The 17,916-nt window shown below is 68.4% G+C and carries 17 protein-coding genes; 3 read left to right on the plus strand and 14 right to left on the minus strand.

Annotation, left to right across the window (positions count from 1 at the left end; translation table 11 throughout):
* Positions 1-83 precede the first annotated feature (83 nt).
* The 3 genes from FHR20_RS18525 to FHR20_RS18535 all read left to right on the plus strand — a co-directional run bounded on the left by FHR20_RS18525 (position 84) and on the right by FHR20_RS18535 (position 2,851).
* Positions 84-422, plus strand: a complete 339-nt coding sequence (locus FHR20_RS18525) for a hypothetical protein (RefSeq protein ID WP_167301088.1) — start codon at positions 84-86, stop codon at positions 420-422.
* Between the two features lie 49 nt (positions 423-471).
* Entirely contained in the window at positions 472-1,431 is a 960-nt protein-coding gene (locus FHR20_RS18530) for a CE1 family esterase (protein ID WP_167301089.1), read from the plus strand.
* A 61-nt stretch (positions 1,432-1,492) separates the two neighbouring features.
* Positions 1,493-2,851, plus strand: a complete 1,359-nt coding sequence (locus FHR20_RS18535) for an MFS transporter (protein ID WP_167301090.1) — start codon at positions 1,493-1,495, stop codon at positions 2,849-2,851.
* An 84-nt stretch (positions 2,852-2,935) separates the two neighbouring features.
* On the opposite strand, the gene FHR20_RS18540 is transcribed toward FHR20_RS18535, so the two are convergent.
* The 14 genes from FHR20_RS18540 to FHR20_RS18605 form a co-directional block, all read right to left on the minus strand.
* On the minus strand, positions 2,936-3,889 hold the full coding sequence (locus tag FHR20_RS18540) for an alpha/beta hydrolase (RefSeq protein ID WP_167301091.1): 954 nt from the start codon (positions 3,887-3,889) through the stop codon (positions 2,936-2,938).
* Positions 3,890-3,902: 13 nt separating this feature from the next.
* Positions 3,903-4,730, minus strand: a complete 828-nt coding sequence (locus FHR20_RS18545) for an SDR family NAD(P)-dependent oxidoreductase (RefSeq protein WP_208413742.1) — start codon at positions 4,728-4,730, stop codon at positions 3,903-3,905.
* On the minus strand, positions 4,730-5,914 hold the full coding sequence (locus FHR20_RS18550; protein WP_243857625.1) for a lipid-transfer protein: 1,185 nt from the start codon (positions 5,912-5,914) through the stop codon (positions 4,730-4,732). Before FHR20_RS18550 ends, FHR20_RS18545 begins: the two co-directional genes overlap by 1 nt.
* The gene (locus FHR20_RS18555) at positions 5,911-6,717 is read right to left on the minus strand and encodes an alpha/beta fold hydrolase (RefSeq protein ID WP_167301093.1); all 807 of its coding nucleotides are present in this window, start codon (positions 6,715-6,717) and stop codon (positions 5,911-5,913) included. The genes FHR20_RS18550 and FHR20_RS18555 overlap by 4 nt, the downstream gene beginning before the upstream one ends.
* 187 nt (positions 6,718-6,904) lie before the next feature.
* The gene (locus FHR20_RS18560; RefSeq protein WP_167301094.1) at positions 6,905-9,949 is read right to left on the minus strand and encodes a TonB-dependent receptor domain-containing protein; all 3,045 of its coding nucleotides are present in this window, start codon (positions 9,947-9,949) and stop codon (positions 6,905-6,907) included.
* A 229-nt stretch (positions 9,950-10,178) separates the two neighbouring features.
* On the minus strand, positions 10,179-11,402 hold the full coding sequence (locus tag FHR20_RS18565; RefSeq protein WP_167301095.1) for a serine hydrolase domain-containing protein: 1,224 nt from the start codon (positions 11,400-11,402) through the stop codon (positions 10,179-10,181).
* A 10-nt stretch (positions 11,403-11,412) separates the two neighbouring features.
* Positions 11,413-12,561, minus strand: a complete 1,149-nt coding sequence (locus FHR20_RS18570) for a serine hydrolase domain-containing protein (protein ID WP_167301096.1) — start codon at positions 12,559-12,561, stop codon at positions 11,413-11,415.
* Complete coding sequence (locus FHR20_RS18575; RefSeq protein ID WP_341786480.1) at positions 12,561-13,115, minus strand: GNAT family N-acetyltransferase; 555 nt, start codon at positions 13,113-13,115, stop codon at positions 12,561-12,563. The genes FHR20_RS18570 and FHR20_RS18575 overlap by 1 nt, the downstream gene beginning before the upstream one ends.
* Positions 13,112-14,113 (minus strand): polysaccharide deacetylase family protein, encoded by a 1,002-nt coding sequence (locus FHR20_RS18580; protein WP_167301098.1) that lies wholly within the window; start codon positions 14,111-14,113, stop codon positions 13,112-13,114. Before FHR20_RS18580 ends, FHR20_RS18575 begins: the two co-directional genes overlap by 4 nt.
* Before the next feature lie 101 nt (positions 14,114-14,214).
* The gene (locus FHR20_RS18585) at positions 14,215-14,877 is read right to left on the minus strand and encodes a TapB family protein (RefSeq protein ID WP_167301099.1); all 663 of its coding nucleotides are present in this window, start codon (positions 14,875-14,877) and stop codon (positions 14,215-14,217) included.
* Positions 14,878-14,899: 22 nt separating this feature from the next.
* Complete coding sequence (locus FHR20_RS18590; protein ID WP_167301100.1) at positions 14,900-15,355, minus strand: BA14K family protein; 456 nt, start codon at positions 15,353-15,355, stop codon at positions 14,900-14,902.
* Positions 15,356-15,439: 84 nt separating this feature from the next.
* A complete protein-coding gene (locus FHR20_RS18595) occupies positions 15,440-15,823 on the minus strand; it encodes a hypothetical protein (RefSeq protein ID WP_167301101.1) in 384 nt (127 codons plus the stop codon).
* Positions 15,824-15,879: 56 nt separating this feature from the next.
* Positions 15,880-17,217, minus strand: coding sequence for a sensor histidine kinase (locus tag FHR20_RS18600; RefSeq protein WP_167301102.1), 1,338 nt, complete (start codon positions 17,215-17,217; stop codon positions 15,880-15,882).
* Positions 17,214-17,888 carry a response regulator gene (locus FHR20_RS18605; protein WP_167301103.1) on the minus strand — a complete coding sequence of 225 codons (675 nt, stop codon included), beginning with the start codon at positions 17,886-17,888 and terminating at the stop codon, positions 17,214-17,216. The genes FHR20_RS18600 and FHR20_RS18605 overlap by 4 nt, the downstream gene beginning before the upstream one ends.
* Between the last annotated feature and the right edge of the window lie 28 nt (positions 17,889-17,916).

The raw sequence follows: 17,916 nt of genomic DNA on the forward strand, positions 1-17,916 counted from the left end.
CATTTATTTTCTAGTGAATTTGTTTGCGCACTGATATGCAGCCCTGCGAGCGCCGGAAACACGGCGCCGATGGGAGAGTGCCGATGAAGGCTGGACGACCGCGCCTCGCCGCGCGCCGAAGCGCCATGCCCTGGCTGCTGATGCTCGCACTCGCCGGCTGCGACCGGAGCGAGCCGAAGGAGGGCGCAGTGATCGTGCCGACGCCAAGCGTGGCGGCCACGCCCTCCCCCGTCGCCACGCCAATCGCCGGGCTGCGCACCGCAGATCACATCGAGCGGCTGCCGAACGCGGCGCCGACCGCACCGGCACAGGCGCCGCCCGCGAAGATGCAGGTGCGCAAGGACTTCACCGATCCCCCGCTTCCCGCCGAGCTCGAGGACGATGGCGGCCTGAAGCCGCTACCGCCGCCGCCCCCGCGCTGAGCCGGGCGACGGAAGGAAGAACAGAACCAACAGGAGAGGAGAAACTGCAATGAAGGCACGTCTTTCGCGTTTCCGGCTGTCTTGGGCCGCGCTGCTTCTGGCATTCGCCACCGCATGCTTCGCCAGTCCCGCGGCAGCGACGCCCTGCACGGGCATCTGCTTCACGCCCGGGGACTATTCGATCACGACGCTGCACAAGGGGCTGCTGCGCAACTATCTGGTGCATGTTCCCGCCAGCTATACCGGCCGGACGGCGGTGCCGCTGCTGCTCGACTTCCACGGCTTCAGCAAGGACGCGAGCAACGAGCGGCAATGGTCCGGCCAGCTCGCCGAATCCGACAGGCGCGGCTTCATCGCCGTGTGGCCGAACGGGGTGAGCCTGTCGTGGAACGCCTATGGCTGCTGTTTCCTGGGCGACGCGCTCAACATCGACGACGTCAGCTTCAACCGCGCGATCATCGCCGCGATGAAGGCCTATGCCAATATCGACGGCGACCGCGTGTTCGTGACCGGCATCTCGAACGGCGGCGGGATGGCGCAGCGCATGGCCTGCGAAGCGGCGGACCTGATCCGCGCCGCGGTCTCGGTCTCCTATCCGCTCAACCGCGAGACGTGCAGCCCGGCCCGGCCGATCGGCATGTGGGAAATCGCCGGCACCGCCGACACGACGATCAGCTATGACGGCAACACCGCGCCGCTGGGGCTGCCCAACGACCTGGCCGGCATTCCGCTGGGCGTGCAGGGCGCGCGCGCCAGCCTCGCCGCCTGGAAGCGGATCCTGGGCTGCAGCGACGACCTGTATCGCGAGCAGCTTCCCGACGGATCGCATTATGCCGGTTCGCGGTTCGAGGAATATCGCAACTGCAACGGCGGCGTGCGCACCGGGCTGGTGTCGATCGCGAATGGCGGGCACGTCCTCTACAACGGCTATACCGAGCTGGGCAGCAATCCCGACAAGGCGCCGATCGACGTCGCCCCCTATATCTGGGACCATTTCTTCAACCTCTGACCGACGCGCTGCCGGGCGGCGCGCGTCGCCCGGCAGCCGATCGCCGACCAAAGGAACGATCGTGCTCCAACCGACCGACGCGGCCGATGCGGCCGAAGCCTCACCTTCCGCGCCGCCCTCGGCCGCGATCCGCCCGACCAAATGGGGCGTCATCTGGCTGCTGACGCTCACGCTGTTCTCCGCGCTGACCGTGGGCGGGCTGCTCAGCCCCTTGCAGGAAGCGGTGAAGGCCGAGTTGCACCTCACCGATCTCGACATCGGCCTGCTCGCGGGCGGGGCGACCGCGATCCCGATCGCGCTGCTGTCGTTGCCGATCGCCTGGCTGGTGGATCACAGCACGCGCACGCGCCTGCTGATCATTCTCGCCTCCTTCTGGGCGATCGGGACGATCGGCACCGCCTTCGCCCCGAACTTCGCCGGGCTGTTCGCCGCGCGGCTGATCGCCGGGATCGGCGCGGGCACGGCGCTCCCGGTGCTGATCTCCCTCCTCGCCGATGTCTGCATGCCCGATCGGCGCGGACGCTCGATGCTGCTGGTGTCGATCGGCGCCTGGGCCGGCGCGGCGGCGGCGTTTGCGATCGGCGGCTCGCTGTTCGGCTATCTGACCAGCCATCCGGGTGCCGGCCTGCTCGGCATGACGCCGTGGCGCGAAGTCCATCTGCTGGTGGGCGTCGGCGCGGCGCTCGCGGTGCTGCCGCTCTTCCTCATCAAGGAGCCGCCGCGCTACGAAGTGGAGCAGACCAGCGTTTCGCTGCGCCTGGCGATGGACGCCTTCTGGCGGCGTCGCAAGTTCCTGGGCCCGCTGCTCGCCGGGCAGTTGACCGGCGGCATGGCCGAGGGCGCAGCGGCGATCTGGATGGGATCGCTGCTCATCCGCCAATATGGCCAGGCGCCCGGTTCGTTCGGCGGCTGGGTGGGTGCCGTGATCCTGGGATCGGGCATCATCGGATCGATCATCGGCGGCTTCGCCGCGGACGCGGCGGGCAAGCTCAAGATGCGCGGCGCCATCCTGCTGCCCGCTGCGATCGCAACGGCGCTGACCATTCCGGCAGGCGCCTTTTCGATCATGCCGACCGTCACCGGCTTTGCCTGGACGCTGTTCGCGCTGCTGGTGGGCGGGACGATCGTCAACCTAGTCTCCTCGGCGGCGATCGCGGTGCTGATCCCGAACGAGGACCGCGCCGTGACGCTGGCAGGCATGAAGATTGCCGGCACGATGGTCGGCGCGGGCGTCGCCCCGCCGCTCGTCGTCTGGCTCTCGACCTTCAGCACGGGCAAATGGGGCCTGGGCGAAGCGGTGGCGATCATGGGCGTGGTGACCGGTGCGATGTCGCTGGCCGGCTTCTGGATCGCGATGCGCAACGCACCCCAGCAAGTCGCGCGCGATCCGAACGCGAAGATGATCCCGGCGGAGGCCTGATGCCCGGCCAGGCCCCGCCTGCCCCTGTTCGCCGTCCCCGCGAGGGCGGGGACGGCGAACAGGGGGAACAGGTTGGGCTCGGGCCTAGCCGCCCTTCAAATGCCGCTTCAGCCAGTCATCGGCATCGCGGTTGGAGCGGACCGACACGCCCGCCGTCTTGTGGACGTTGAAGCCGTGGAAGCCGCCCGGATAGACGTGCAGCTCGGTGGGCACGCCCGCCCGGATCAGGCGCGCGGCATAGGCCAGGTCCTCGTCGATGAAGAGATCGAGCGTGCCCGAGGAGAGAAAGGCCGGCGGCAGGCCGGCAAGGTCCTCCGCACGCGCCGCGGCGGCATAGGGCGGGATGCCCTCCCCGCCCGGCTCGGTCCCCAGATAGCTGCGCCAGCCGAAGCGATTGCTGCCCGAATTCCAGATGAACTCGCCGGCATGGGGATTGGGCTCGGCCGTGCAGGTCCGGTCGTCGAGCATCGGATAGATGAGCTGCTGGAAGGCAATGGTGAAATCGCCGCGATCGCGGACGAGCAGCGCCAGTGCGGCGGCCAGCCCGCCGCCGGCGCTCTCGCCACGAATGCCGATCCGCGCCGGATCGATCTCGAGCTCGGCCGCATGCGCATGGAGCCAGGCGAGGCCGGCATAGCAATCCTCGAGCGGCCCCGGGAACGGCGTCTCGGGCGCAAGCCGGTAATCGACGCTGACCAGCGCACAGCCCAGTATTTCGACCATGTGCCGGTGGACCGGCTCGAGCGTGACGGCCGCGCCGCCGACATAGCCGCCGCCATGGATGTGATAGATGCAGGGCAGCACCGTGCCCGCGCTCCCCGCGGGCCGATAGAGCAGCATCGGCACGTCGGGAGCGCCGTCGCGACCGGGCGCGGTCAGCGCGCGCTTGTCGACACGCTCCGGATTCTCGACTTCGCCCAGCGGTATCCGTCCCGGCGCGCGCACCAGCGGCAACAGGCTCTCGTCCAGCGTAACCGCCGGCCAGAGCTCGAGCAGGTCGAGCAGCTCCGGATCGACGAGGTGGCGCGTTCCGGTCATGCTCTTGCTCCCATCAGTTTCCCAGCCCACCGGCGACGAGCAGGGTCTGCCCACTGACATAGTCGCTTTCCGGCGCACAGAAGAAATAGACGCCGCCCGCCGCTTCCTCGGGCGTGCCGGGGCGGCCGAGCGGGATCTGCGCGGTCACGGTGTCGCGGAAACCGGCGGGCACGCCGAACCGGAGCTGCCGGCCCTCGATCTCCGCCCCGGCGTCGGGGTGATCGCTGGGCAAGTTCAGCCGCGTCTCGATGAAGCCGAAGGCGACGCAGTTCACGCAGACCTTCAGGCGGCCCCATTCCTTGGCGAGCGTCCTGGTCATGCCGATCACGGCGGACTTGGCCGAGGCATAGTTGACCTGGCCGGCATTGCCGTTGACGCCCGAGATCGACGAGATGTTGACCACCTTGCGGATCACTTCGCGCCCCTCCGCCGCTTCCGCCTTGGCCATGGCCCGCCACGGCTCGGCGGCGGCGCGCAGGATGCGGAACGGCGCGGTGACGTGCACGTCGAGCATCGCCTGGAACTGCTCGTCGCTCTGCTTGTGGATCACGCCGTCGCGCGTGTAGCCGGCATTGTTGACGATGATGTCGAGCCCGCCAAGCCCGTCGAGCGCGGCCTGGACGATGCGCTCCCCGAAATCGGGCGCGGTGACGCTGCCGTTGCAGGCGATCGCCCGCCCGCCGGCGGCGCGGATCTCCTCGATCACCGCCAGCGCGGGCGCCGCGTCGAGATCGTTGACCACCACCGCCGCGCCCTGCGACGCCAGCTTCAGCGCGACTGCCCGCCCGATCCCCCGCCCCGATCCCGTGACGATCGCGACCTTGCCTTCGAGCGCGCGCATCACGCGCGGCCGTAGAGCGTCACCACGCAGGCGCCGCCCAGGCCGAGATTGTGCTGCAGCCCGAAGCGCATGCCTTCGACCTGGCGCCGGTCCGCCGTGCCGCGCAACTGCTGGACCAGCTCATGGCATTGGGCGAGGCCGGTGGCGCCGAGCGGATGGCCCTTCGACAGCAACCCGCCCGAGGGGTTGGTCACGTGGCGCCCGCCATAGCTGTTGCCGCCGTCGCGAATATAGGCCTCCGCCCCGCCTTCCGCGCACAGGCCGAGCGCCTCGTAGCTGATCAGCTCGTTGGCGGTGAAGCAGTCGTGCAGCTCGATCGCCTGGATGTCGTCGGGACCGATGCCGGCCTGGTCATAGGTCATGCGCGCCGCCTCGCGCGTCATCTCATAGCCGACGACGCTCATCATCGATCCGGTCGCGAAGGTCTCGGCATAGTCGGTGGTCATCGCTTGGGCGACGATCTCCACGCCCGCGTCCAGCCCGTGCCTCGCCGCAAAGGCCGGCGAGACGAGCACCGCCGCCGCCGCGCCGCACGTGGGCGGGCAGGCCTGGAAGCGGGTGAGCGGCCCATGGAGATGCGCGGAGGCCATCACTTCGTCGAGCGTCAGCGGATCGCGGAACAGCGCCAGCGGGTTGTGCGCCGCATGCGCGCGGGCCTTCACCGCGATCATGCCGAACACGTCGTCGGGCGCGCCGTACCGGCTCTGATAATCGAGGCCCGCGCCGCCGAACTGCTGCGCGACCAGCGGCGCGCCCTCGTCCCGGCCGAGCAGCGCTTCCTGGCGGCTCAGATGATGGTCGAGCGAGCGCTTGCGATCCGTGAACACCGCCCCGAGCGCGCCCGGCAGCATCTGTTCGAAGCCGAAGGCCAGCACGCACTCGGCGACGCCGCTCTCGATCGCCTGGCGCGCCAGGAACAGCGCCGTCGATCCGGTGGAGCAGTTGTTGTTGACGTTGACGACCGGGATGCCGGTGCAGCCCACTCGGTAGAGCGCCGACTGGCCGGCGGTGGAATCGGCATAGACATAGCCGGCATAGGCCTGCTGGACCTGCCGATATTCGATCCCCGCATCGGCGAGCGCCAGGCGGATCGCCTGCTCGGCCATCACGTCCCAATCCTCGCTGCGGCCGGGCTTGGCGAAGGGGATCATGCCGACGCCGGCGATGCGCGCGCGCGGCATCATGCGGCGCCCCCGGCGGCATCGACGCCGTCGATGAAGTCGAGGAAAGCGCTGGTCGACGCTTCGTTGTTCGCGACGAGATAATTGTGCCCGGCGCCCTTGAACTCGACATATCTGCTGTCGGGCAGCATCGCGTGCAGCTCGCGCCCCTTCTCCACCGGCACGGCCTTGTCCTCGTCGCCGTGCAGCACGAGCACCGGCATGGTCAGCCGCGCCTGCGCCCGTTCGCGCGTGGTGGCATAGGCCGCGATCGCCTGGGCCTGGGCGCGCACGCCGGCCATGGTGAAGCGGTCCCTGGAGAGCACGCCGATATCGTGCAGCGCCGCGTCGCGCGGGGCGGCGCTGCCATAGGCCTCCGGCTTGGCCCGCTTGAACATCGCCCGGACCAGCCAGCGCGGCAGGCGGTAGATCAGCTTCTGGGCGCCCTTGATCTCGGTCTGCTCGGTCTTGAGCATGGTGCAGCCGAGCGTCACCGAGCGGGTGCGCTCGGGATATGCCATCGCGAACTCGGCCGCGATGCCGCCGCCCATCGAGACGCCATAGACATGCGCGCCCGTCTCGCCGGCCGCCTCCAGCACCGCCAGCGCATCGGCGGCGAACTGCGCGATGGTGACGCCGGGCGTGGTGTCGCTCTCGCCGGTGCCGCGATTGTCGAACCAGATCGCGCGGTGGTTCCGCGTCAGCGCCGGCAGCAGCGGATACCACATCCGCGAACTGTAGAGATGGCCCATGATCAGCAGCACCGGCGTGCCGCTGCCCTCCGCTTCCCAATGGATGCTTGCGCCGTTGCTCCGAACGAATGGCACGTCTTCTCTCCCACGCGGTCTCCGCGCCGCATGCGAAGACACAGCATGACCAAGGCCGGCCTGTCAATCTTCATTCATGAATCAATTAGTTTATACAAAGGAGGCGACCCGCAAGGGCCGCCTCAGGATCAAAGAGACGCTGCACGAAGTTGCAATCGGCCATCGCCTCGGGGCTCGTTCGACTGGATCAGAAGTCCACCTTCGCTCCGACGCGGAAATAGCGGCCCATGATGTTGGGGCCGGCCCAGGCCGGGTTGTAGCCGAAGATGCTGTAGGCGGCGTTCGGATCGAAGGGCGGCTTGGTGTCGAGCAGGTTGAGCACGTTCAGCGACAGCGAGAAATTGTCGTTGATCCGGTGCTGGATCGTCAGGTCGACGTTCCAGATATCCTTCGAACGGCACTGCACCGGCGTGCCGTCGCCATAAGTCGCCGCGCCATGCTCCACGGCACTCGCGCAGTCGAACGGCGTCGCGCCCATATCGACCTGCGAGACGTGATAGCCGGCCGTGTAATAGGCCGTCGCCGTCACGCTGGTGTCGCCGAGCTTGAGCGTGTTCTGCCAGCTCGCCCGCCAGCGCGGCGAACCCGAGCACGACGTGTTGTTGCAGGGGCTGAGCGTGCCCTCGTAGCGCTGCGGCGGCTGCGCCTCGCCGGTGATCGGATCGACCAGCGTGAGGTGGTTCTTGTCGAGATACGATGCCTCGAACGCGCTGATCCAGCGCACGCCCTCGGCCAGCTTCAGGTTCGCGTTGAAGCCGGCATCGATACCCTGGACGACCTGGTTGTTGGCATTGGTATAGGACGCCTGGATGGTCCCGATATGCGGCAGCGCGTTGGGATTGGCCGGATCCACCGGGCCGGGGCGGACGGTGAAGCCCGGAATGTTCACCACGCCGTTGTTGCGATAATAGGCGTCGAGCACCGGCGCCGTGTTGTTCACGCCGACGATCTGGTCCTTGACCTTGATCCGCCAGAAATCGAGCGTGAAGCTCAGGCCGCGGATCGGCTCGAAGATCAGGCCGGCGGTGATGCTCTCCGACTTCTCCGGACGCAGCGCGGGATTGCCCACATTGGTCAGGCCCAGGGAGAATTGCTGGGTCACATAGGCGTTGTTGCCGTGCGCGGCGCAGAACGCCGCATAGGTCTGGCAGAAGGTGCCGCCGCCGCGCGTGACGAAGCCAGTGGTCGGCAGGCCGAAGGCCTCGTTGAAGCTCGGGATGCGGAAGCCCTTCGACCAGGTGCCGCGCACCGCAAGGGCACGGATCGGCGTGAACTTGGCGCCGACCTTGGGCGAGAAGTTCTTCTGGCCGGTCGAATAGGAGTCGTAACGGCCCGAGAGGTTCAGCTCGATCTTGTCCAGCGCGCTCGCCTGGACTTCGCCAAAGGCCGAGAAGACCTTGCGGCTGCCCGAGGTGCCGACTGCGTTGATGTCGTAATAGCGCTCCCAGGGATGGGCATCGTTGCCCGGATTGGCGCTGGGCGCGATGATCGATTCATAGCGATAGGAAAGGCCGCCGGCCGCATCCACGCCGCCGCCCGGCAGGTCGATGACGTGCCGCGACAGGTTCGCCGTCGCCTGCCACAGGTCCGAGTTCGAAACCGTGCTCCTTTCCGGCGCGATATAGTCCCAGACGCTCTGCGGGTTCGCGGACGGATTGGTGAAGTTGAACGTGCCGCGGGCCAGCACGTCCATGATCCGCTGGGGGATCAGATAGTTGATCTGGGTGCGGGTGAGCTTCGAATTGGCGGCGACGAAGCTCGCCGAATAGTCGAAGCCGGCAATCTGGCCGGACAGCCCGATCGTGCCGCGCAGCGTCCGCGAGACCGTGTCGTCGGCGCGCGGACGGTCCGAGCGGAACAGGACCTGCGCGGTCTGGCCGGCGGCGGCGAAGGGGTTCTGCGGGTTGAGCGTGCCGTTGGCGGCAGTGCAGCCGGTTTTCAGCCCGTTGGGCGTGCCGACGCCGCTCGCGCAGACATAGACCGGCATGATCACATAATAATTCCCCACGGTGGTGGGGTCCGGCATGAAATAGTTGAACTGCTTCGGCGTGGACGTCGCGTGGGTGGATGTCTTGTAATAGTTCGCCTGTGCGTAGAACTGGTGCGAGTCACCGATATTGGCGGTGAAGCGGCTGGACACGCCGAAGCGCTCCACGTCCGGCAGCAGCATCGCATAGTCCGTCGGATTGCCTTCGCAGACGATGCCGTTCGCGGGGGCCGTGGCCAGCTTCGCGATCTGGGCTGCGGTCAACTGGCGGCGCGTGGCCCGCCCGCAATCGACCGAATTGTTGAGATAGGAAAAACGCCCCGCACCGATCGCCGCGCCGGGAGTCGTCACCGGGCGAACCAGCGCGACATTGGGCGTGGCGATCATGCCGTTCACCGAACCGTCGACATTGATGCCGTTCCAGTTGTTGTTCTTCATGCAGGCGCCGCCGGCATTGCAGATGCGGCTCCAGTCCGTCGTGTTGAACGGATAGCCGCGGTCTCGCGCCCAGAGCGGATTTTGCTTCAGATACTCGCCGCCGACGTAGAAGTTGAAGCCCTGGTCGTTGAGGTCGCCATAGCCCCAGGTCAGGTCGGCGCGTCGCTCGCCCGCGTCGCCGCGCTGCGAGATGCCGGCCGAGACATTGGCGTGCAGGCCCTTGATCTCCTTCTTCGTGATCACGTTGATCACGCCGGCGACGGCATCCGCGCCATAGGTGGAGGAAGCGCCGTCCTTCAGCACGTCGATGCGCTCGATGATCGCGTTCGGGATGGTGTTCATGTCGACGAAGTTGCGCTGGCCGTCGTCCGCGAGCGGATAGGGCGCCATGCGCAGGCCGTCGAACAGCGTCAGCGTCGCCTGCACGGTGAGGCCGCGCAGCGAGATCGCGCTGGCACCCGCCGCGAAATTGGCGCTCGCATTCCAGCCCTGGGTGATCGTGCCGGCATTGCCGGCCGACAGGCGCTGCAGCGCCTCGGTGACGGTGTTGAGGCCGCGCTGCTCCAGCGTCTCGGCCGAGAGCACGGTGACCGGCGACGGCGTTTCCGTGTCGGTGCGCCGGATCAGCGAGCCGGTGACGACGATCTGGTCCCCGCTCTCCACCGTTGGCGCTTCGCCGGGATTGGCCTGGGTGCCGGGCCGGCCGGCGTCGGTTCGATCCTGCGCCAGGGCGACCGGCGCCTGGACGGTGGCGAGCACAAGCACCGAAAGCGCGGCCGTGGCGCGCAATGTGTTCCTGAAGTGCACGAAGTTACCCCTTTTTCAAGTCCGCGGCCCTTTGGGCCTGCCGATGGGCAACTATGGCGCACGATCCGTCCGCTGTGCGTAAGCACTTCGAAAGCAAAGCGTAAATTTTCTGAAAAGACATCGGTCGACGATGGCTTCGCATGGGCGCGCAGCGTCGCCCGTCACCTCGCCCTCATGCGGGCGAGATGGCGCGACGGGTTCCGGGAACGCGCTCTATCCGGCGCCGCCGTCAGCCGGGTGAACCGCGGCCGGCACCGGCCTTCCGGGGCAAGGCTTCGAGGCGCCGTTGCAGCAGCTTCTCGACCAGTCCGCGATAATAGCCAGCGAGTTCCGGCTCGTCGCCGATGATCTCGAGGGCACGGACGATCGGCACCCATCCGTTCGCGCCGTTGACGAAGATCGCCGCACCGGTGCGCCGATCGGGCGAGAAATAGACGAGATCGGTTTCGCCCTCGTCATTGCCCGTATGCTGGAGCACGGTGTGGCGGCCATAGCGCTGCACCTGCCACCCAAAGGCATAGCCATAGCGATCCGGGCAGCGCCGGGTGAAACGGGGTTCGCAACCATAGCGCGCGTCGCCGGCGAGCGGGGTCACGATCTTCTCGCGGATATCGCGCGTCCCCGATTCCGGCCGCGATCCCGGCCGCGATGCGGCGATCAGGCGCTCGAGGAACGCGCCATAGGCGCCGGTCGTCGCGATCAGGTCATAGGCGGCCCCAAGCCCCGTCCCTTCCCGAAGCCCCGGATACAGCGATGCGAGATCGAGGAACCGGCCGTCCGCGCCCATGGGCAGCGCCAGGCGTCCCGCGGTCCAGTCCGGCAGCTCGCCCACCGCCATATGCGCGATGCCCCAGGGGCGCAGCACGGTTTCCGCGGCGAGCGCCCGCAAGGTCATGCCGGTCCTCGCCTGGGCGTAGCGGGCGGCCAGCTCGATCCCGGCGCCCGAATAGCGATAGCGCGTGCCGGGTTCCCAGTCGAAGGCGAGCCTGCCGTCGGGATAGTCGTCGGCCCAGTTGCGCAGGCCCGAGCGATGCGAGAGCAGGATGCGGGTGGTGAGCAGCTTGTAGCGCGGATCGCCGTCGAGGCCGGGCGAGCGGACATAGCCGGCGATCGGCTCGTCCAGATCGATCCGGCGCGCCGCCGCCAGCGCGAGCAGCGTCTCCGCCGTCACCGTCTTGGCGATCGACGCGGTGTTGAACGCCGTGTCCGCGCTGGTCGGCACGCCCGGCGCCTGCTCGCCATAATGGCCCGACCAGATCAGGCGGCCGTCGCGGATCACTGCGATGCCGATGCCCCCGATCTTCTCCGCCCGCACGATATCCGGCATCCACCGCTCCATCGCGGCATCGAGCTTGGCCGCGGCCGGAGTCACGTCCCTTGCCGCCACGGGCTGGGCGGCAAGACCGGCAATCGCAAGCGCGGGGATCATGCGCCTGGCCATCCAATGCTTCATATGCTGCGCCTCATCTTCCGGAATAGGGGCCGGACCGTGTGGCCGGCGGCGGCGCCTGCATCGCGGCCATCGTCGTCAGGCACAAGTCGAACATCCGCTCGCCGGCCTCTTCCGTGGCGATGTTGCTCATCGCCACCACGGCCCGGCCGGTTCCCGGCTCGACCATCATCCCGGTGGTGAACCCCACATCCTGCCCCATGTGAAAGGCGATGGCACGGCCCTCGACCGTCAGCAGGAACCAGCCCAGGCCGATCGCCGGCCGCCACTGCGCCCGGTCCGGCCGGTCGATGGCGGCGCTGGGCCGCAACATCGCCGCGATGCCGGCATCCGAGAGCAGCCGCGGCCCTCCCCTTCCCGGGGCCGCCGCCCAATGGCGCGCCCAGCGCAGCATGTCGGGCGCATCCGCATAGAGCGTCGAGCTGCCCGCATGCACACGGTTATAGGGGAAGACCGCGCTCACCCGCACCTGCCCGCCTTCCGGCATGTGCGGCGCCGCGAGGTGGCGGCGATCGACTTCGGAGAGCAGCAGTGTGCTGTGCCGCATGCCGAGCGGCGCCAGCACGTGCCGGCGCACATAGCGCTCGAACGGCATGCCGCTTGCCTTGGCGACGACATCGCCGAGCACGTCATAGGCAAGGTTACTGTACTGCACCGCCGCCCCGGGATCGTTCACCAGCTTCAGCCCGGCCAGGCCGCGCACCCAGCGCTCGAGCGCCGCGTCGGAGGTCTGCGGGTGCTCCCATTCATAATCCTCGACATCGGGCAGCCCCGACGTGTGATTGAGCATCTGCCGGATCGTAACCCGCGCGAAGCGGGGATCGGCCAGACGGAAATAGGGCAGATAGCGGGTCGGCGACGCATCCAGATCGAGGCGCCCCCGCTCGGCGAGCTGCAGGATCGCCGCGGCGACCAGCGGCTTGGTCACCGAGGCCATGTGGAAGATCGTGCGCCGGTCGACCGGCGCGCCGGTAGCAAGGCTGGCGGTGCCTGCCGCGGCGACGCGCGGATGGCCATCGCCCTCGCTCCAGCCGATCACCACGCCCGGCGCACCGGTAGCGCGGAGATAGGCCGCAGCGGCGTCGCGGTGCTGCGCCAGGGAGGTGGTCGCGGTGCAGCCGGCCGTCAGCAGCAGCAATCCGGACAGCAGCATGCGAAGCATCAGGCCAGCCGCTGCACCACGAAGAATGCGTCGCGTTCCAGCAGCAGGTCGACGCTGTCGCACCATTCCGCGCCGACGAGCAGGCTCCGCTCGCGCCGGCCGGTCTCGCGGAATCCGAGCCGGTCCAGCAAGCGCAGGCACGCGGCGTTGCGCGGATCGACATCGGCCGTCACGGCCGGCAGTCCGTGGACCTCGAATCCGTGCGCCAGCACCGCGCCAAGCGCCTCGATCGCGAAACCGCGGCCCCAGCTTCGCGGATGCAGGATCAGCCCGATCTCGGGGAAGCGATAGAAGCCGGCCTTGCCGATCACCGCGCCTTCATGCTCGACGATGAAGTCCTCGCCCTCGCCGGGCTGGATGGCGAGCATCGCCGCCAGCCATTCCTCCGACTCACCGATGCCGGAATGGGGCGGATGCGACCAATAGGCCGTCGCCACGGGATCGCTCAGTATCGCATGCAGCGCGGCCAGGTCTTCGGCGCGCGCCGGCCGCAGCGTCAGCCGGGCGGTATGGAGCGAACCGGCCTGGCTCGATCGTGCATCTTGAACCGTCACTTGCCCTCCGCGTAGCGCGCCACCCATTCGGGCGGCTCCTGCTCCTTGCTGCCATCGACCTTCACCTGGCGCTCCTTCGCCCAGCGATACCCCCACATCGGGCCATATTTCGTCGCGATCCGCGGCGCTTCCCGATAGGCGGGGTCCGACTGCGCCTCGTCCAGCGAGACGAAGCGATAGTCCTGCTGGCGGATCAGGCGCAACAGCCGGTCCATGGTCGCCGCGTTCAGCCGGTTCAGGTGCAGCAGCAGGATCGCGGGCGGCTCATATCCCAGCGCGGCGCGATCGAGCGCGGCATAATAGGCGATCTGCGTCCGGCTGTGCGCGAGATAGGCTTCCTCGATCCGCCGGCGCATCCAGTCGTCCGCGCCCTTGAGCGCGCGCTCATAGGCCTGGTCGAACACATAGTCGGACGTGTCGATCGTCGCCGCCGCCAGCCGGTAGCCATGGCGTGCCAGCAGCGCTTCCGCAGCCTGCCGCTTCTCCGCCGTGTCGCCGACATGATTATAGGGGAATCGGAAGAACCGGAGCTTGCGGCCCGCCGCCTCGACCATCGGCCGGATCGTCGCCTCGCCGCCAATCACTTCGCGGCCGATGCCGTCGATGTCCAGGCCGTTGCTGTCGGCATGGCTGGCACCGTGGTTGCCGAGTTCCAGCAGGCCCTGGTTCCACTCGCGGAGCAATGCGGGGCCCGCATCGCCCAGCGCACGCACATGCTGCTCCGTGACGAAGCCGGTCGCGGGCACGCGCTGCCGCTTCAGCGCCGCCACGATGGCGCGATTGGCGTCGGCCGCCGCGCGATTCCCGCCGGCTTCCCCCTGCGCCGATGCATGGACATAGGGCAGGTCGTCGAAGGTGATCGCCACTCGGCGCTCGGCGGCCGGCACGGCGGCTTCCGCCTGCGCCTGGGCCAGCGCCGGATGCGCCCCGACCAGCAGCAGCATCGCCGCCACTGCGCCGCCTCCCCGGCGCGGCAGGTACCACAGGCCCGTCTTCATCGATGCACCCCCTTCATCGTCATCCATTCCCGCGCGCCCCCCGGCCGGCACCGCCGTCCGGAACCAGGATTGCGTGAACATTGCGCCGGCGTCGTCGCGGTTCAATTCAGGAAGCGAACCGTGGACCGCTCGACCGTCCTGCCCTTCTCCTCGGCCTCGGTGCGCATCACGCCCAGCCCGGGCACGAAGAACTCCACAAGCTCGTACCGCATCGGGATCGCGACGCCGATGACGCGGAAGGACACGTTGAGCGTCGAGCGAATGACGAACGCCTGCTTGCGTCCCTGCGGCGTGTCGACCGCCTCGGACGCACGCACCCGGCGATCCGCGAGGCTGAACCTGACCTTCATGGCCTTGCCCCTGGTCTCTCCGTCCAGATCGAAGTCCACCCGCGATTCGAGCGCGTCGCCCACCCGCATGTCGCCGGGATAGCGGAGCAGGATGGGGCGGCGCGACGACAGAGCCTCCTTCTGGCTGGGCAGGCTGCCGGTGAGGTCGAGCAGCAGGTCGCCATTTTCGCAGCGCGCCTCGCTGGTGGTGGCGGGCTCCCGGGTGTCGAGGCTGCGGGTGGTGAGCTGGGCCGTGGCCGATCGCGGTGTGACCTGCCCCGCGCGCACGGTCATCAGCTTGCGGTTCTTGACCGATCCTTGCGCATCCAGGGTGACCGTCTCGATCCTGCGGCCATCGGCGAAGTAATAATAGCCGGCGCAATCCACGGGGCCGGCAGCCGCGCTCAGCGCCGCGGCCAGAATCAGGAAGGGCATTGCAGCCTCCGTCTCGTCGGTGTCACGTGCAGGGGTAGCTGCGGCCGTCGCGATCGCGATACGTGTCGCTGCGCTCGTCGTAATTGCCATAGCGTTCGATGCAGTAACGCTGGCGCTCGCGAGCCTTTTTCTTCTTGCTGTCGCTGGCGAGCGCGACGATCAGCCCACCGACCAGCGCGGTTCCGATGACGCCGGTGACCACGCCCTTGGCCCGGGCATCGTCGCGCCGCTTGCGTTCCGCCTCGCGCCGCCAGCGATCCTCGCGCTCGCGTTCCCACCGCCCCTGATCCCGTTCGCACCGGATCCGGTCGCGCCCCTCGCGCCAGTCGCAACGCGGCCGGTCCCAACCGCCATCGCCTTGCCAGTCGCCGCGGCGCTCTTCCTGCGCACCTGCCGGCAGCCCGGCGGCGGGCATGGCAGCCGCCAGATAGGCGGCCGCGCCAAACATCAGGGCCGTTCGGCCAAGTCTCGCCACCATGGCATTCACTCCTCGACACGCACCCTTGCCGGGCGCGGGTCGAGTAAAGCCGATCGACATTGCGTCAGTCTGGCGCGGGCCGGGTCAGCAGCCGAGCTCGGGGTTCAGGTAGCTGTCGATCCGCCAGCCTCGGGAGGTCCGGTTGGCATAGAAGGTATAGAAGCAGCGCTTCTGCTCGGTGGTCGTCGGCGAATACTCGGTTCGCCGCCGTCCCCGCTCGTACGTGGTCGTCTCGGCACCGCCGCTGGTGGTCGTCTCGACTTCCATCCACTGATAGGCGCGGCGCCCGTCGGGAAGATCGCGCACGTCTACCGGTGGGCCATAGCGCGCCATGACCGCCTCGGGCGGGCGGCCGATATAGCCGCGCATGATGTCCGCCGAGCATCCTTGCAGCGCCATCGCCAATGCCAGCCAGCCAGCCCCATGCGCGGCCTGCCGCGGGGCAGGGACGAAGAAACGAAACGGCATGCGCAATCTCCGGAAGTTCGATCACTCGCCTCCGGGTCTTCCGTCCGAAGCTTGCGTCAACCTTGCGTGCTCTCGACGAATTCGAGCCGCATGATCGTGCCGCCGGCCGGCGCTTCCAGCGCATGGGCCGTGCCGCCATGCAGCGTCATGACCTGACGGATGAGATTGAGGCCCAGGCCGGAGCCGGTTTCGCGCGCGCGCAGCCTGTGGAAGGGGTCGAACACCCGGTCACGCTCCTCGACGGGAATGCCCGGGCCATCGTCCTCGACTTCGATGGCCTCCCCCTGGACGCGCAGGATCACGTTCCGTCCGCCATGATCGACTGCGTTCTGGATGAGATTCGCCAGCATGCGCTCGATAGCGGCGGGATCCCCCCGCACCGGCCTGCCGCCCAGATCGGCAACCTCCAGATCGCCGCCCCCGGTGATCACCAGCGGCGCGATATCGGCGGCGACGCCGCGCGCGATCTGGCCGAGGTCCACTCCCTCGCGAAGGGGGGCGAAGCGCTCCAGCCGTTGCAGATCGAGCAGTTGTTCGGCCAGCGTCGCCAGGCGGGCGACGTCGCGCTGCAGCCGCGAGACCAGGGGGACGTCGGCCGAAGCCTCGATCTTGGCCTGCAATATCGCAATGGGCGTGCGCAGTTCGTGCGCCGCATCGACGATGAAGCGCTGCTGCCGGTCATAGCCTTCGTCGAGCCGGCAGAGCGCGCCGTTCATCGACTCGATCAGCGGCACGACTTCCGCCGGAAGCCCCTCCGGCGACAGCCTGGTGCCCCGCCGATCAATGTCTATCCGCCCCGCTTGCCTGGCGGCGATGGAAAGCCGGCGAAAGGCGCGCCGGATGATCAGCGGCGTGACGACGATCGTGATCACCGCCAACAGGCTGAGCACGGGGATCATCATCAGGTTCGACAGGAAGAGCACGACGAAGGTCATGCTGAACAGCCCGCCCTTGCCGAGCACGGTGAACGCGCCGGCGGGCCCGGACGCGCGACGCACCACGGCGATGTCGCGAAACGGCGGAGACGTGTCCCGGATATCGGCGAAGGTGATGCGATCGAGATTGTGCGCGATCGGCCGGTAGAGCGCGGGCATCTTGCCGAACGCGATCAGTTCCCCGCGATCGCTCCGCGCCACGAACCACATGTCCGGCGTGCTCGCCCGCAAGGCCTCGAGGTCCCGTGTCTTCACCAGGCGAAGCTGGCCGTCGGCGTCGCGCCGGATCGCCCGCACCGCCACTTCGGCGAAGTTGGAATCGATCAGCGCGCCGCCGTCGTCGGCGCGGATGAGATAGGCGACGAACGCCGCGCTGAAGACCAGCAGGATCGAGATCTGGAAGGCGAGCAGCCGTACGACCAGCTGACGCTTGAGCGGCACCGGCCGCGACGCGCTCATGGGCAATGGCGCAGCAGATAGCCGACGCCGCGGATGGTATGGATCTGAACCTCCGCATCGGCTTCCGAAAGCCGACGGCGCAGGCGCGAGATGTGCGAATCGAGCGTGTTCGACTGGATCTCGTCGTCGAAGCCGTAGACGGCATCCTCGAGCGCGGTGCGCAGCACCGTTCGCCCCCGCCGCCGCATCAGCGCGGCGAGCACCCGCAATTCACGACGCGGCAGATCGAGCCGCTCGCCGCGTACCAGCGCCTCGTCATGCGCCATGTCGTAGACCAGTTCGCCCACCTGCACTTCGTTGAGCGGCAACGCGGCCGGCCGCCGCCGGATCGCGCGGATGCGGGCAAGGAGTTCCTCCATCGCGAACGGCTTGGCAAGATAATCGTCGGCGCCGAGATCCAGGCCCGAGACGCGATCCTCGACCTCGGCGCGGGCGGTTATCACGATCACCGGAACGCCGGGGATCCATTGCCTGAGTTCCGCGATCGCCTCGACGCCGTCCCCGTCGGGCAGCGCGCGATCGAGCAGGACGACATCGCTGTTGGCGAGCCGCGCCGCTTCGCGCAGGTCGGCGAGGCCAGCGACATGATCGACGACATAGCCTTCGCGTTCCAGGACCGTCCGCATCGCGCTCGCCAACTCGGCTTCGTCCTCGACCAGCAATATACGCACTACGCCTCTTCCTGCCGCTGCCTGGTCC

The organism is Sphingomonas leidyi (assembly GCF_011761945.1).
Taxonomy (GTDB): Bacteria; Pseudomonadota; Alphaproteobacteria; order Sphingomonadales; family Sphingomonadaceae; genus Sphingomonas; species Sphingomonas leidyi.

Bases quoted from the DNA above. Each gene is read 5' to 3' on its own strand.
- FHR20_RS18525 (WP_167301088.1), top strand. From the start codon at position 84: ATGAAGGCTGGACGACCGCGCCTCGCCGCGCGCCGAAGCGCCATGCCC.
- FHR20_RS18530 (WP_167301089.1), top strand. From the start codon at position 472: ATGAAGGCACGTCTTTCGCGTTTCCGGCTGTCTTGGGCCGCGCTGCTT.
- FHR20_RS18540 (WP_167301091.1), bottom strand. From the start codon at position 3,889: ATGACCGGAACGCGCCACCTCGTCGATCCGGAGCTGCTCGACCTGCTC.
- FHR20_RS18545 (WP_208413742.1), bottom strand. From the start codon at position 4,730: ATGCGCGCGCTCGAAGGCAAGGTCGCGATCGTCACGGGATCGGGGCGG.
- FHR20_RS18550 (WP_243857625.1), bottom strand. From the start codon at position 5,914: ATGATGCCGCGCGCGCGCATCGCCGGCGTCGGCATGATCCCCTTCGCC.
- FHR20_RS18565 (WP_167301095.1), bottom strand. From the start codon at position 11,402: ATGAAGCATTGGATGGCCAGGCGCATGATCCCCGCGCTTGCGATTGCC.
- FHR20_RS18570 (WP_167301096.1), bottom strand. From the start codon at position 12,561: ATGCTTCGCATGCTGCTGTCCGGATTGCTGCTGCTGACGGCCGGCTGC.
- FHR20_RS18580 (WP_167301098.1), bottom strand. From the start codon at position 14,113: ATGAAGACGGGCCTGTGGTACCTGCCGCGCCGGGGAGGCGGCGCAGTG.
- FHR20_RS18585 (WP_167301099.1), bottom strand. From the start codon at position 14,877: ATGCCCTTCCTGATTCTGGCCGCGGCGCTGAGCGCGGCTGCCGGCCCC.
- FHR20_RS18590 (WP_167301100.1), bottom strand. From the start codon at position 15,355: ATGGTGGCGAGACTTGGCCGAACGGCCCTGATGTTTGGCGCGGCCGCC.
- FHR20_RS18595 (WP_167301101.1), bottom strand. From the start codon at position 15,823: ATGCCGTTTCGTTTCTTCGTCCCTGCCCCGCGGCAGGCCGCGCATGGG.
- FHR20_RS18600 (WP_167301102.1), bottom strand. From the start codon at position 17,217: ATGAGCGCGTCGCGGCCGGTGCCGCTCAAGCGTCAGCTGGTCGTACGG.